The following is a 13716-nucleotide window of genomic DNA, read 5'->3' on the forward strand; positions in this document are numbered from 1 at the left end:
GAGCCGGGCCATCGAACTTTGCCATGATCAGCAGATGTTTCGGCTGCTGTTCTTCTCCCCGCGCATCGCGCCCAACACGGGCAACGCCATCCGAACCGCGGCCGCCACCGGCTGCGAACTGCATCTGGTCGAGCCGCTTGGCTTCGACCTGTCCGAGCCCAAGCTCCGACGCGCCGGGCTGGACTATCACGACCTGGCCTCGGTCACCGTCCACGCCTCGCTGGCCGAGGCGTGGGACGCGCTGTCGCCGGCGCGAGTATTCGCGTTCAGCACGCACGCGAGCACTGTGTTCACCGACGTCAGCTACCGGGCCGGCGACGTGTTGATGTTCGGGCCCGAACCCACCGGGCTGGACGCGGCGACCCTGGCCGACGGGCACATCACCGAGCAGGTGCGCATTCCCATGCTGGCGGGCCGGCGCTCGCTGAACCTGTCCAACGCCGCGGCCGTCGCCGTCTACGAGGCGTGGCGGCAGCACGGGTTCGCCGGGGCAACCTGAGACCTGGGCGCATGCATGGCGCCTGCCTGCAGCCATCCCGTCGTAACGGGCGCACCAGTGTCCAGTTGCAGCCGAACACCCTTGAGCTCATCGGGGAGCTCGGGCGCCGCGTGAAACTGGATCTCGGGGGTTCGGTCTGTCTGGCAGGCAGGGTGGCGGAAATACAGAAACAGGCTCAGGGATTGAGCCTATCGGCAGAGCCTGCTTCCCACGCGGTTCGCGCTAGACGATGTCGTCAACCCCAAAAACGGGCCAGGTGTACGCGGTCTCCACCTCGTGGAACAGGATCTCGTGGTTCATGGGAATCTCCTCATCGGCAAACGGGCACTGGGCCACAACATTGGTCGCACACCACGTTGCCTGGGATGACGAGCAAACGTCACCCACCCATTGGGGGGCACGTGTGAGGAAACTTCGGTGGTACGAATGGGGGGTCAGCGGTCCCCCAGCTGTAGCTCAGACCCCGTCAGACCAGGGTGATTCCGAACCAGCGGGTGAACACATCACGAAGCTCGTCGGTATCAGGCGCCGACATCGACGAGGCCCAGGCCACGTAACCGTCCGGCCGTACCAGCAAGGCCGTAGCCGACACGTCACCGATCGGGCGCCCGGCGACGACGGTGACGCGGCCTGCGATATCGGCCGCCATGGCGGCTAACGCGCCCCGCTCGGTGAGGTCGACAAGTAGGGGCTTACCGTCGCGAGCAAGCTCCGCAATGCGTCTCGTGCCGCTCGCGTTAGCCACGGCAAAATCCGGCACCCAGCGCCCGACGAGGGAATGCCCATCGAACGCATAGCGCACGTCGGCGCCGGACAGCAGGTCGCCGACGTGACCGAGGGCACCGGGCTGGGCCAGCAGTTCGGAAAACAGTTCCCTCAGGGCCGAGACCTCAGGCCCGGGCCGCAACAGAGCCAATTGGGCGCGGCTGTGCAGGATCACCCGCTCGGCCGCAGGCCGGCGCTCGGCCTCATAGGTGTCAAGCAGTCCGGGGTCGACGCGACCATCGAGCACCGCCGCCAATTTCCAGCCAAGGTTCACCGCGTCCTGCAGACCGAGATTCAGCCCCGGTCCCCCCACCGGGGACTGCACGTGCGCGGCATCGCCGACCAGAATCACCCGGCCGGTCCGATACCGCGACGCCAGCCTCGAGTTCACGCCGCAGATACGACGCAGATCGGGTGGCGTGTCGGGCGATTCGGGCCGCAGCGGCACATCGGCGCCCAGCACCCGCTTGATGCTGGCCTGCTGCTCGTCCAGGGTCATGGGATCGTCGTTGTCACCTTGGCCGGGGTCTTCGCGGGGCAAGTTCTCCAATTCGATGGTGAACACCCCCGGCCGATCCGCTAATCGGCCCCACCCGAAAATGCCCCGGTCGGTGCGAAAGAACCGCCTCGGCGCGACGGCGCCCAGTCCCGGTATGTCGAGAGCCCCGCTGACCGGGTCCACAAAGTCGTCCGGCGGCAGCACCCCGAACGCGACCCGGTCGACCACGTCGTACGACGACATCCCGGGAAAATCAATACCGGCGAGCTTGCGGGTCAGGCTATTACCACCGTCGGCACCAACGAGGTACTTGGCGGCCAGCTCATAGGTGCCGTCCGGACCGGCGACGCGTACGGTGACGCCGTCGACGCCTTGGTCGAAGCCCGTCATCGCATGACCCCAGCGAATGTCGGCGTGGTATTCGAGGGCACGCGCGAGCAACACCTGAACCAACCTGGGCTGTCCCACCAGGAGCGTGAACAGTTGGGGATCCGGCACCGCGGCGAAATCCAATGCGAAGCCCGCAAACATTGCGCCGGGCGCTGGTTGAGGGGGTTCGGTCGTCCCCGCAAGCGTGCCGTACAAGCCGCGGTGGTCGAAGATCCGAACCCCTTGGCCGACAACGCCTTCGGCACGCCTCTGCTGGTTAGGGCCAGGACTGCCGTCCAACACCACCGGCCTGATGCCCGCCAGTCCCAGTTCGCAGGCCAGCATCAGCCCGTTGGGTCCGGCGCCCACGATCACGACCTCGACCACTAAGCAGAAACTACTAGTGCGGGTTTGCGGCGACAAGCAAGCGATTCGGCGCTCTAATGGCGGAACACCTCCGCACGCTAGTCACCACGTGTCCCAGTGCGTGAGGCTCTCGGCGGGCAGCCGCTTGGCGGGCCGGAAGTCGGTGCCTTTGGTGTAAGCGATCGGGAACAGCCCGCCCTGGCTGTAGCTGTCGTAGGGTATGCCGAGCACCTCGGCCACCTTGCGCTCGCCGTCGTCGAGCAGGTGCAGCGTCGTCCAGCACGAACCCAAACCACGGGAGCGCAGCGCCAGGCAGAAGCTCCAGACCGCCGGGAACAGCGACGCCCAGAACGACACACCGCCGATCGGCGAGTTGTCTTCGCGGCCTTGCAGGCACGGGACCATAAGGACCGGTGCCTCGTGCATGTGCTCGGCGAGATAGGTCGCGGAATCGCGGACGCGGCCCATTCGCTCACCGCGGGTGTCGCCCTCGGGGTAATTGGGTGCGGGCGCGCTGAGGTAGCCGCGGGCGTTGGCCAGATAGATGTCGCCGATGGCCTTTTTCTTGCCCGCGTCCTCGACGAACACCCACTGCCAGCCCTGCGAGTTGGAGCCGGTGGGCGCCTGCAGCGCCAGGTCGAGGCATTCCATCAGCACCTCACGTGGCACCGGCTTGTGGAAATTCAGGCGTTTGCGAACCGAGCGGGTGGTGCGCAGGACTTCGTCGACGGACAGGTGAAGTGTCATGTGCGGAGACTACCGTTGGCTCTGACCGTCGAACTGACACAAGAGGTTTCCAGCAGACTGGCCTCGGACCACTACGGGTGGCTGACCACGGTCGCCAAATCGGGACAGCCCGTACCCCGGCTGGTCTGGTTTGACTGCGACGGGGCCGGCCTGACCATGTACTCCGCGCCACAAGCAGCCAACGGGAAGACGAACCGTATGGGTGGACAGCTTGACCTGCTGCGGCGAAAGTGAATTCCACGACGCCTTGGCGGCGTGTCACGTCGCCCGTTTCACAATCGGCGCGGTGCTCAGCGGAAGTCGCGCGAACGGGAGCCGACCGCCAGGTTGACGCGTCCCATCCGCTCGGCCACGACGGTGACCGCGCCGCTGGCGTTTTGGACCCGACCGCGGATCAGCAGCGCCGGCGCCGTGTTCGCCAGCTTGCGGTGCCGCGCCCACACCCCCGGCGTGCAGAGCACGTTGACCATCCCGGTCTCGTCTTCGAGGTTGATGAACGTCACCCCCTGGGCCGTCGAGGGTCGCTGCCGATGGGTCACCGCGCCGGCGATCAGCACCCGGTCGCCGTCGGGCACGCTTAACAGCGCGCCGGCGGGCAGCACCCCCATCGCGTCCAGGTCCGCCCGCAGGAACTGCGTCGGATAACTGTCCGGGGAAATGCCGGTGGCCCACACGTCGGCGGCGGCCAGCTCCAGCTCGCTCATCCCCGGCAACGCCGGGATGTGCGACGACGAGCCCACACCGGGTAAGCGGTCCGGCCGTTGGGTGGCCGCGGCCCCGGCCGCCCACAGCGCCTCTCGCCGCGACATCCCAAAGCAGCCCAGCGCCCCGGCCGTCGCCAGCGCTTCGGCCTGCGGCACGGAAAGCTGCAGCCGGGACGTCAGGTCCAGCAGAGAGGCGAACGGGCCGTTGGCTTTTCGCTCCTCGACCAGCCTCTCGGCGAGGTCGTCACCGATGTAACGAACGGCGCCCAATCCGAGGCGGACCTCCGTTCCGGCGTTCTCCAATGAGGCGTGCGCCAGGCTGGCGTTGACGTCGGGTCCGCGCACCACCACGCCGTGCCGGCGCGCATCGGCGACCAGCGACTGGGGTGAATAGAAACCCATCGGCTGGGCCCTTAACAACGCCGCGCAGAACGCCGCCGGGTGGTGCAGCTTGAACCACGACGAGTAGAACACCAGCGAGGCGAAGGACAGCGCGTGGCTCTCCGGAAACCCAAAATTGGCGAACGCCTCCAGCTTTTCGTAGATCCGGTCGATCACCTCGTCGTCGGCGCCGTGCAGCGCGCGCATGCCGTCGTAGAACCGGCCGCGCAGCCGTCGCATGCGCTCGGTGGAACGCTTGGATCCCATGGCGCGGCGCAGCTGGTCGGCCTCGGCGGCGGAGAAGCCGGCGCAGTCGACCGCGAGCTGCATCAGCTGTTCCTGAAAAAGCGGTACCCCCAGCGTCTTTCGCAATGCTGGCTCCATCGACGGGTGGTCGTAACCGACCGGGTCGATGCCGTTGCGCCGCCGGATGTACGGGTGCACCGAACCGCCCTGGATGGGCCCGGGACGGATCAGCGCCACCTCCACCACCAGGTCGTAGAACATCCGCGGCCGCAGCCTCGGCAAGGTGGCCATCTGCGCCCGCGATTCCACCTGGAACACGCCGACGGAATCCGCGCGGGCCAGCATCTCGTAGACCGCCGGCTCGGAAAGGTCGAGGCGGGCCAGGTCCACCTCGATGCCCTTGTGTTCGGCCACCAGGTCCATCGCGTAGTGCAGCGCCGAGAGCATGCCCAGCCCGAGCAGGTCGAACTTCACCAAACCGATTGCTGCACAGTCGTCTTTGTCCCACTGCAGGACGCTGCGGTTCTCCATGCGGGCCCACTCCACCGGGCACACGTCGGCGATCGGGCGGTCGCAGATCACCATGCCGCCGGAATGGATGCCCATGTGCCGCGGCAGGTTCCGGATCTGGGTCGCCAGGTCGATCACCTGTTGCGGGATGTCCTCAATGTCGGCGGCGTCCAACCCATTCCAGTGACCGATCTGCTTGCTCCAGGCGTCCTGCTGGCCCTGCGAGAAGCCCAGGGCGCGGGCCATGTCGCGCACGGCGCTGCGCCCCCGGTAGGTGATGACGTTGGCAACCTGGGCGGCGTAGTCACGGCCGTATTTGTCGTAGACGTACTGGATGACCTTTTCGCGCTGGTCCGATTCGATGTCGACGTCGATGTCGGGTGGCCCATCACGGGCGGGCGATAAAAAGCGCTCGAACAACAGCTCGTTGGCTATCGGATCGACGGCGGTGACGCCGAGGGCATAGCAGACCGCGGAGTTGGCCGCCGATCCCCTGCCCTGACACAGGATGTTGTTCTCCCGGCAAAACCGGGTGATGTCGTGCACCACCAGGAAGTAGCCTGGAAATGCCAGTTGGGCAATGACTTTCAGCTCATGCTCGATCTGCGAGTACGCCCGGGGCGCTGCGTCAGGAGCCCCGTAGCGATCGCGGGCGCCCGCCATGACCAGCGACCGCAGCCAGCTGTCCTCGGTGTCCCCGTCGGGTACGGCGAACGGCGGCAGCCGCGGCGCGATGAGCGCCAGCCCGAACGCGCACTGCTCGCCGAGCTCGGCGGCGGCCGTCACCGCGTCGGGATGCCAGGCGAACAGCCGGGCCATCTCCTCGCCGGACCGTAGGTGCGAGCCGCCCAGCGGAGCCAGCCACCCGGCGGCAGAGTCCAGGGACTGCCGGGCCCGGATCGCGCCCATCGCCATGGCCAGCCGACTGCGTGACGGATGGGCGAAATGGGCTCCGGTAGTGGCCACGACGCCGACACCGAAACGCGGCGCCAGCTCGGCCAGCGCCGCGTTGTGTTCGTCGTCGAGCGGTTGACCATGATGGGTCAACTCGATGCTGACCCGGCCGGCGCCGAACCGGTCCACCAGGTCGGCCAGCGCCCGCCCCGCCGCGTCCGGGCCGGAGTCGGAAAGCGCCTGGCGCACATGACCTTTCCGGCAACCCGTCAGGATGTGCCAGTGCCCGCCGGCCGCCTCGGTCAGCGCGTCGTAGTCATAGCGCGGCTTGCCCTTCTCGCCGCCGGCCAGATGCGCCGCGGCCAGTTGACGCGACAGTCGTCGGTAACCTTCCGGGCCGCGGGCCAGCACCAGCAGGTGCGGCCCGGGCGGATCGGGCTGCTCGGTACGGGCCTGCGATCCCAGCGACAGCTCGGCGCCGAATACGGTACGCACGTCAAGCTCCGCGGCCGCCTCGGCGAACCGCACCGCCCCGTACAGGCCGTTGTGGTCGGTCAGCGCGAGGGCACGCAAACCCAGCCGGGCAGCCTCTTCGACCAGTTCCTCCGGCGTGCTGGCTCCGTCGAGGAAGCTGTACGCGGAATGCGCATGCAGCTCGGCATACGCGACGGACGAGCGGACCGTCCGGGCCCGGTCTGGCGGCTGGTACGTCTCGCGCCGGCGAGACCACGGACCGTCATCAGCGGGTTCAGCTGCAACCGGCGCACCGGCATGGCGCGGTTTTCCGTCGAGTACCCGCACCATTTCCGCCCAGCTCGGCGGCCCGTTGCTAAAGCCCATGCCCACCAGTCTATCGAAAGTTTGTTCGATATCGAGGGCCCCGGCATGTTTTGCCGTTTAACATGTCGTTAACTGCAAAACACGTTCTTAACCTTGCGGGCCTACCGCTCCCAGCGGCTCGCGACGGATACTGGTACCACTTCAAAAACACGGCGGGGACCAGTCATGCCACAGCTGATGACACTGGATCCGGGCTTCCTCAAAGCTCAGGACCCTGATCGGCACGCCAGCCTGGCGATCGGCGCGGTCGCCATCATCGGCGGCGCCGTGCCTGATTTCGGCCTGCTCAAAGCGCTTCTGGCAGAGCGGATTCAGGCGATTCCGCGGTGCACGCAGGTGCTGCGGGCGGGGTGGGTCAACGATCCCGGATTCGACCTCAACCATCATGTGCGACGGATGGCGCTGCCCTGGCCGGGCGACGACGCCGAGCTGTTCCGGGCGATCGCCTACGCCCTGGAGCGCCCCCTCGACCTGGACCTCCCGCTGTGGGAGTGCTGGGTCATCGAGGGCCTGAAAGACAATCGCTGGGCGATCCTGGTGAAGATCCACCACTACCTGACCGACGACATCTCGGCGGCCCAGCTCCTTACCAGGCTCTGTGACGATGTCGACACCGACACGTTCGCTAATGATGCTGCTACCAAACAGGTTTCGTCGTCAGACCACATGCGGAGCTGGGCCGATGTCCTGTGGCGCACGTCTGCAGCCGTCTACAACGTGGCCGCACGCGCTGCGGAAACCGCCGCCGCAGCGATACGTTCCACGTGCGTATCGTCGATCGGCCCCGCCACCACCATGCGGCGGTACGACGCGGTGCGGATTCCCCTCGCCGCGGTCGACAGCGTGTGCCGCAAGTTCGGTGTGACCACCAACGACGTTGCCCTCGCGGCCATCAGCGAGGGTTTCCGGACGGTGCTGCTGCAGCGCGGCGAGCAACCGCGCGCCGACTCGCTGCGCACCTTGGAGAAAACCGACAATCGTGTCTCGGCCATGCTGCCGTATCTTCCGGTCGAGCACGATGACCCGGTTCGGCGACTGCGGGCCGTGCACAACCGGTTGCACCAGACCACCCAGGACGGCCGTCGCCAAACCGGCAGCCTCTCGGACCTGACAACCAGCTACCGGCCGTTGATGTTGTGCGCCAAGGCCATTCAAACGCTCGCTCGGCTACCGCAACAGGGCATCGTGACGCTCGCGACCAACGCACCCGGGCCACGGCACCGGTTACGGCTGATGGGCCAATGGATGGACCAGCTGCTGCCAATCCCGCCGACCGCGCACCGGCTCAGCACCGGGGTGGCGGTGCTCAGCTATGGCGAAGAGTTGGTATTCGGCATCACCGCCGACTATGACGCCGCACCCGACATGAAGCGGCTGGCCGCCGGCATCGAATCGGGGATAGCGCGGCTGGCGGCGCTCAGCGAAGACTCCGTCCTACTGTTCACCAAAGACGGACGCAAGCGTTCATCCCGCGGACAACGGAGGCGGGCACCCCGATCCGCGCCGGGGCGGCACTGACCCGCTCTCGTCGGCATCGACCACCGTGAGAAGGTGGGGCGTGCGCAAGTTGGGGCCGGTTATCATCGACCCGCGCCGCCACGACGCCGTCCTGTTCGATGCCGCGTTGGAATCCACGGCGCTGATCGGGCAATTGCTGGAGGTCGGCGTCGGTACCGGCGTCTTTTCCGCGAGCGGTGGCGACCTGATCGAGGCGGCCAACCACCTGGCCGCGCGGCCGGGCCGGTGCGTCGTCGTCGCGGCCGACGCGGCCGGCGTCGCGGCCGGGCGTAAGGGTGGATTCGCCCTGGTGATCGGTGTCGACCGGACGGGGCATCGCGATGCTTTGCGCGATCACGGCGCCGACACGGTGGTCACCGACCTGCGTGAGCTTGGCGTGCGGACCGGAGACCGGCGGATGTCCGAGCTCCCCGACGCCTCGCGGGCCCTCGGCCTGGCCGCCGGCCTCACCGCTCGGCGGCCGGCGGTGTTCTTCGACTTCGACGGCACCCTGTCCGACATCGTGGACGATCCCGACGCGGCCAGGCTCGTCACCGGCGCGTCCGAGGCGCTCGCGAAGCTGGCCGCGCAGTGTCCGGTCGCGGTGCTGTCCGGCCGCGACCTCGCGGATGTGGCCCAGCGGGTCGGGCTGCCCGGCATCTGGTACGCCGGCAGCCATGGCTTCGAGCTGACCGCGCCCGACGGCACCCACCACCAAAACGACGCCGCCGCGGCGGCCATACCGATCCTGGCGCAGGCCGCCGCGCAGCTACACGATCAACTCGCGTCCATTCCCGGTGTTGTGGTGGAGCGCAAGCGGTTTGGTGTCGCCGTGCACTATCGCAACGCCGCGCGCGACCGCGTTACCGAGGTCGCGGCTGCGGTGCGCGCGGCGGGCCGGCGTGCTGCGCTTCGGGTGACGACGGGCCGCGAAGTCGTCGAGCTGCGTCCCGATATCGACTGGGATAAGGGCAAAACGCTGCGCTGGGTGATCGAAAACCTGCATGCGGCCGGCTCCGCGGCGCTGCTCCCGATCTATCTCGGCGACGACATCACCGACGAGGACGCGTTCGACGCCGTCCGCCACGGTGACGTTCAGGGTGTTCCGATCGTGGTGCGGCACAACGAGGACGGTGACCGCGCCACCGCCGCACTGTTCGCGCTGGACAATCCCGCCCGGGTCAGCGAGTTCACCCTTCGGCTGGCGCGCCAGCTGAGTGACGCTCGCGTGAATTAGCCGCCCAAACTCGCCGAAATCCCGGGCGCCCGGCCCGGCGGGGAGATACGTCCTCCGGTCGATAGGAGTAGGGCCATGGCGTTTGTGTTCGCGACCCCGGAGATGCTGGCAGCGGCGGCATCCGACCTGGCCGGGATCAGGTCGGCGCTCGGCGCCGCGACCGCGGCGGCATTGGCCCCGACCTCGCAACTGTAAGCCGCGGCCGCCGACGAGGTGTCGATGGCGATCGCGGCGCTGTTCGGCGAGCATGGCCTGTCGTATCAGGCGGTCAGCGCCCAGGCAGCGGAGTTTCACACCCAGTTCGTCCAGGCCCTGAGCGGCGCCGGCGCCTCGTATGCCGCCGCCGAAGCCGCCAACGCGTCGCCCTTGCAGACCGTGCTGGACGCGATCAACGCGCCCACCCAGACGCTGTTGGGCCGTCCCCTGATCGGCGACGGCGCCGACGGGACGGCGGCCAGCCCGAACGGCGGGGCCGGTGGGCTGTTGTACGGCAACGGCGGCAACGGCTTCTCCCAGACGACCGCCGGGGTGGCCGGTGGTGCCGGCGGGTCCGCCGGGTTGATCGGCAACGGCGGCGCCGGGGGGTCCGGCGGGGCCGGCGCGGCCGGCGGCGCCGGCGGCAACGGCGGGTGGCTGTATGGCGGCGGCGGCGCCGGCGGCAACGGCGGGGCGGCCACGGTCCTCGGCGGCAGCGGCGGGGCCGGCGGGGCCGGCGGCAGCGCCGGGCTGTGGGGCTCGGGCGGGAACGGCGGAACGGGCGCGGCCGGCGCCGACGGTGACGCCGTCACCGCCGGCGGCGGGGCCGGCGGGAACGCCGGGTTGCTGTCCGGGACGGCCGGGGCCGGCGGCGACGGCGGCGACGCCGGCAAGGGCTTTAATAATTTGACCGATTCGGCCGGAGGTGCGGGCGGGGCCGGCGGCCACGCCGGGCTGGTCGGCACCGGCGGCACCGGCGGCACCGGCGGCACCGGCGGGACAAATAGCCATACTGGCCCGAGTGGGGGCGCCGGCGGCGCGGGCGGCGCGGGCGGCGGCGGCTACCTCATCGGCGACGGCGGCGCCGGCGGAAACGGCGGCACGGGCGGGCAAAACGCAAGCGGGGGCGCCATCGGAGGCACCGGCGGGGCCGGCGGAACAGGCGGCGCGGCCGGGTGGCTGTACGGCAACGGCGGTGCTGGCGGTGCCGCCGGAGCCGGCGGGAACACCAGCGGCGCGGGTACCGGCGGCGTCGGTGGCTTCGGCGGAGACGGCGGAGCCGGCGCGTGGCTGTACGGCAACGGCGGGGCCGGCGGGGCCGGCGGGGCCGGCGGGAACAACGCAGCCGCCGGGGCCGCGGGTGCCGGGGGCAACGGCGGGACCGGCGCGAGCGCCGGGCTGATCGGCCACGGCGGCCACGGCGGCGCCGGCGGGGGCGGCGGCAACCAACCCGGCGGCGTCGGCAACGGCGGCGCCGCCGGCAACGGTGGGTCCGGCGGCGCCGGTGGGTGGCTCTACGGCGACGGCGGCAACGGCGGGGACGGCGGGGCCGGCGGCAAGAACACCGCCGGCGGCAACGGCTCCGACGGCGGAGACGGCGGCAACGGTGGTGCAGGCGGCAGCGCCCGGCTCATCGGCGCCGGCGGCCACGGCGGGGACGGCGGCGACGGCGGAGACACCAAAGGCAGGACGTCTGCCGCGGCCGCCGGCGCCGGCGGGGACGGCGGCGCCGGCGGCGACGGCGGGTGGCTGTCCGGCAACGCCGGGGCCGGTGGGAGCGGCGGCATCGGCGGCAGCGCCACCGCGACCACCAACGCGGGAGACTTCATCGGCGCCGCGGGAGGCAATGGCGGTAACGGCGGGGCCGGCGGCAAGGCCGGGCTTACCGGCGCCGGCGGGGCCGGCGGCGACGGCGGGGCCGGCGGTAACGGCGGCACCGCCAATAATGCGGTGGGTAGCAGTCAGGGCGGAACGGGCGGCAACGGCGGCAGCGGGGGCATCGGCGGCGACGGCGGTTCGCTCTTCGGCAACGGCGGATCCGGCGGCGCCGGCGCGATCGCCGGCAACGGCGGAAACGCCACCGCGGCGACCTCCGCCCTGGGCGGCAACGGTGGCAACGGTGGCACCGGCGCCGCCGGCGGCCAGGCCGGCCAGATCGGCAACGGCGGCGGTGGCGGCGACGGCGGGGCCGGCGGTAACGGCGGCACCGCCACCAGCATCGTTGCCACTAATGGCAACGGTGGGGCTGGTGGCACCGGTGGACTCGGCGCCAACGCCGTCCGGTTCGGCAACGGCGGCAACGGCGGCAACGGCGGCAACGGCGGCACCGGATTCTTCCCCGGCGCCGGTGGCACCGGTGCCGCCGGCGGCACCGGCGGCACGCTGTTCGGCGCCCCGGGCACCCACGGCACCGACGGCACCCAAGCCCGGTGAGCAGACGCAAAAGGGCCCGGAAACCGCGGTTTCCGGGCCCTTTTGCGTCTGCTCACCGCCGGCCGCGGGAGCCGCGGAAGGCCCCTCCAATGTGCTACAGTTAGCACATGCCTTCGGTGGGTGTGCGTGAGCTGCGGCAGCGCGCCAGCGAACTGCTTCGCCGCGTCGAGGCTGGCGAGACGATCGAGATCACCGACCGCGGTCGGCCCGTCGCCCTGCTCTCGCCGTTGCCGGAGGGCGGTCCCTACCAGCGGATGCTGGCAAGCGGCGAGATCGAACGTGCGACGCTCGATCTCGATGATCTGCCCGAACCGCTTGACCTCGAAGCGGGCGTCGAGCTGCCGTCGGTGACGCTCGCGCGCCTGCGCGAGCACGAGCGTTGATGGCGGCCATCTACCTCGACTCGTCGGCCATCGTCAAGCTTGCGGTTCGTGAGCCGGAGTCGGACGCGCTGCGTCGCTACCTGCGCACCCGCCGTCCGCGGGTGTCGAGTGCCCTGGCGCGCACGGAGGTCATGCGGGCTTTGCTCCACCAGGGCGAACCAGCCCGCAAGGCCGGACGCCGGGTGCTGGCCAACCTAGACCTGCTTCGCGTCGACAACCGGGTGCTCGATCTCGCTGGTGGACTGCTGCCATTCGAACTACGCACGCTCGACGCAATTCACCTTGCGACGGCCCAGCGGCTCGGCGTCGACCTGGGCCGGTTGTGCACCTACGACGAGCGGATGCGCGACGCCGCCGAGGCGCTCGGCCTGGTCGTGATTGCCCCTTGTTGACGACGGCGAGCAGACGCAAAAGCCCCCATTTCGGGCCCGAAATGGGGGCTTTTGCGTCTGCTCGCCGGAGCTAAGCCTGCACGTACTCCACCGCGCCGTCGTCGAGAACCACCCGAGCGTCGGCCCCGGCGACCTCGGTGCGAAACACCGCCCGTCCCGGTTCGGTCCGCCAGATCAGCGTGCTCAGCGCCTCGCCGGGAAACACCGGCTTGGTGAACCGCGCCGCGATCGAGGTGATGTTGGCGGCCACGCCGCCGCCAAGCTCGGCCACCAAGGCGCGGCCCGTAACGCCGTAGCTGCACAGGCCGTGCAGGATCGGCTTGGGGAAACCGGCCATCTCCTTAGCGAACCAGGGGTCGCTGTGCAGCGGGTTGCGGTCACCGGACAGCCGGTAGATCAGCGCTTGATCCTCGCGGGTGGGCAGGTCGACTCGGGCGTCCGGCTCGCGGTCCGGGATCTCGGGCGCGGTCGGCCGCTGGCCCGGCACTCCCCCGAACCCGCCGGCTCCCCGGATGACCAGCGTGGTGAACGTCTCGGCAACCAGCGACCCCGATTCCGGGTCACTGCCGCGCCCGCGCAGCATGATGATCGCATTCTTGCCCTCGCCCTTGTCCTGGATGTCGGCGACCTCCGTGACCACCGACAGCCTCCCCGCCGCCGGCAGCGGCGCATGCAGCCTTATGCCCTGCGAACCGTGCAGGAGCATCGCCCAGTTGAACGTGCCGACCTTGGCCGCCGCCCCGAACGCCGGGCAGCAAATCACCGCGTAGGTCGGCAGCACCTGCTGGGTGATGCCGTGGCTGTTCTCGGTGGTGAAGGACAAGTCCTCGATGCCGGCACCGACACCGAGCGCGTAGAGCAGGGTGTCCCGGTCGGTCCACTCGAACAACCTCGGCTCGGTCACCGCGCCGATGGCGCTCGGGTCAATCGCCATGCGAGTCTCCTCTCGATCAAGAAAATTCACGCCTTTTCTGCACC

General features: G+C 69.8%; 9 protein-coding genes and 2 pseudogenes. 7 read left to right on the forward strand and 4 right to left on the reverse strand.

The genetic code is table 11. The features are described from left to right. Window positions 1-34: 34 nt before the first annotated feature. Window positions 35-499, forward strand: a complete 465-nt coding sequence (locus G6N24_RS16280; protein ID WP_085162086.1) for a tRNA (cytidine(34)-2'-O)-methyltransferase — start codon at window positions 35-37, stop codon at window positions 497-499. A gap of 466 nt (window positions 500-965) precedes the next feature. Here G6N24_RS16280 and G6N24_RS16285 read toward each other — a convergent pair whose 3' ends face one another. Continuing rightward, the gene (locus G6N24_RS16285; protein ID WP_085162087.1) at window positions 966-2519 is read right to left on the reverse strand and encodes an FAD-dependent monooxygenase; all 1554 of its coding nucleotides are present in this window, start codon (window positions 2517-2519) and stop codon (window positions 966-968) included. 81 nt (window positions 2520-2600) lie between these two features. Continuing rightward, entirely contained in the window at window positions 2601-3245 is a 645-nt protein-coding gene (locus G6N24_RS16290) for a nitroreductase family protein (RefSeq protein ID WP_085162088.1), read from the reverse strand. Window positions 3246-3266: 21 nt separating this feature from the next. Here G6N24_RS16290 and G6N24_RS16295 point away from each other — a divergent pair. After that, window positions 3267-3425 (forward strand): annotated as a pseudogene (locus tag G6N24_RS16295) (TIGR03667 family PPOX class F420-dependent oxidoreductase); the annotation flags it as partial. A gap of 110 nt (window positions 3426-3535) precedes the next feature. Here G6N24_RS16295 and G6N24_RS16300 read toward each other — a convergent pair. Further along, the gene (locus tag G6N24_RS16300) at window positions 3536-6820 is read right to left on the reverse strand and encodes an error-prone DNA polymerase (RefSeq protein ID WP_085162089.1); all 3285 of its coding nucleotides are present in this window, start codon (window positions 6818-6820) and stop codon (window positions 3536-3538) included. 165 nt (window positions 6821-6985) lie between these two features. Here G6N24_RS16300 and G6N24_RS16305 point away from each other — a divergent pair, with 165 nt between their 5' ends. The 5 genes and pseudogenes from G6N24_RS16305 (at window position 6986) to G6N24_RS16330 (ending at window position 12738) form a co-directional block, all read left to right on the forward strand. After that, window positions 6986-8338, forward strand: a complete 1353-nt coding sequence (locus tag G6N24_RS16305) for a wax ester/triacylglycerol synthase family O-acyltransferase (protein ID WP_085162090.1) — start codon at window positions 6986-6988, stop codon at window positions 8336-8338. A gap of 40 nt (window positions 8339-8378) precedes the next feature. After that, a complete protein-coding gene (gene otsB, locus G6N24_RS16310; protein WP_085162091.1) occupies window positions 8379-9554 on the forward strand; it encodes a trehalose-phosphatase in 1176 nt (391 codons plus the stop codon). Window positions 9555-9629: 75 nt separating this feature from the next. Beyond that, window positions 9630-11963, forward strand: a pseudogene (locus G6N24_RS16320) (PE family protein). Between the two features lie 107 nt (window positions 11964-12070). Then, window positions 12071-12346 (forward strand): type II toxin-antitoxin system Phd/YefM family antitoxin, encoded by a 276-nt coding sequence (locus tag G6N24_RS16325; RefSeq protein ID WP_085160790.1) that lies wholly within the window; start codon window positions 12071-12073, stop codon window positions 12344-12346. Beyond that, complete coding sequence (locus G6N24_RS16330) at window positions 12346-12738, forward strand: type II toxin-antitoxin system VapC family toxin (RefSeq protein ID WP_085160788.1); 393 nt, start codon at window positions 12346-12348, stop codon at window positions 12736-12738. Before G6N24_RS16325 ends, G6N24_RS16330 begins: the two co-directional genes overlap by 1 nt. Window positions 12739-12808: 70 nt before the next feature. On the opposite strand, the gene G6N24_RS16335 is transcribed toward G6N24_RS16330, so the two are convergent. Then, a complete protein-coding gene (locus G6N24_RS16335) occupies window positions 12809-13672 on the reverse strand; it encodes a MaoC family dehydratase (protein WP_085160786.1) in 864 nt (287 codons plus the stop codon). Window positions 13673-13716: the final 44 nt, after the last annotated feature.

Origin of the sequence: Mycobacterium lacus (assembly GCF_010731535.1) — a bacterium.
GTDB classification, from domain to species: Bacteria; Actinomycetota; Actinomycetes; order Mycobacteriales; family Mycobacteriaceae; genus Mycobacterium; species Mycobacterium lacus.

Excerpts from the sequence above, each read along its gene's own strand:
- G6N24_RS16280 (WP_085162086.1), top strand. The coding sequence starts at position 35 with ATGTTTCGGCTGCTGTTCTTCTCCCCGCGCATCGCGCCCAACACGGGC.
- G6N24_RS16305 (WP_085162090.1), top strand. The coding sequence starts at position 6,986 with ATGCCACAGCTGATGACACTGGATCCGGGCTTCCTCAAAGCTCAGGAC.
- G6N24_RS16330 (WP_085160788.1), top strand. The coding sequence starts at position 12,346 with ATGGCGGCCATCTACCTCGACTCGTCGGCCATCGTCAAGCTTGCGGTT.
- G6N24_RS16300 (WP_085162089.1), bottom strand. The coding sequence starts at position 6,820 with ATGGGCTTTAGCAACGGGCCGCCGAGCTGGGCGGAAATGGTGCGGGTA.
- G6N24_RS16290 (WP_085162088.1), bottom strand. The coding sequence starts at position 3,245 with ATGACACTTCACCTGTCCGTCGACGAAGTCCTGCGCACCACCCGCTCG.
- G6N24_RS16335 (WP_085160786.1), bottom strand. The coding sequence starts at position 13,672 with ATGGCGATTGACCCGAGCGCCATCGGCGCGGTGACCGAGCCGAGGTTG.
- G6N24_RS16325 (WP_085160790.1), top strand. The coding sequence starts at position 12,071 with ATGCCTTCGGTGGGTGTGCGTGAGCTGCGGCAGCGCGCCAGCGAACTG.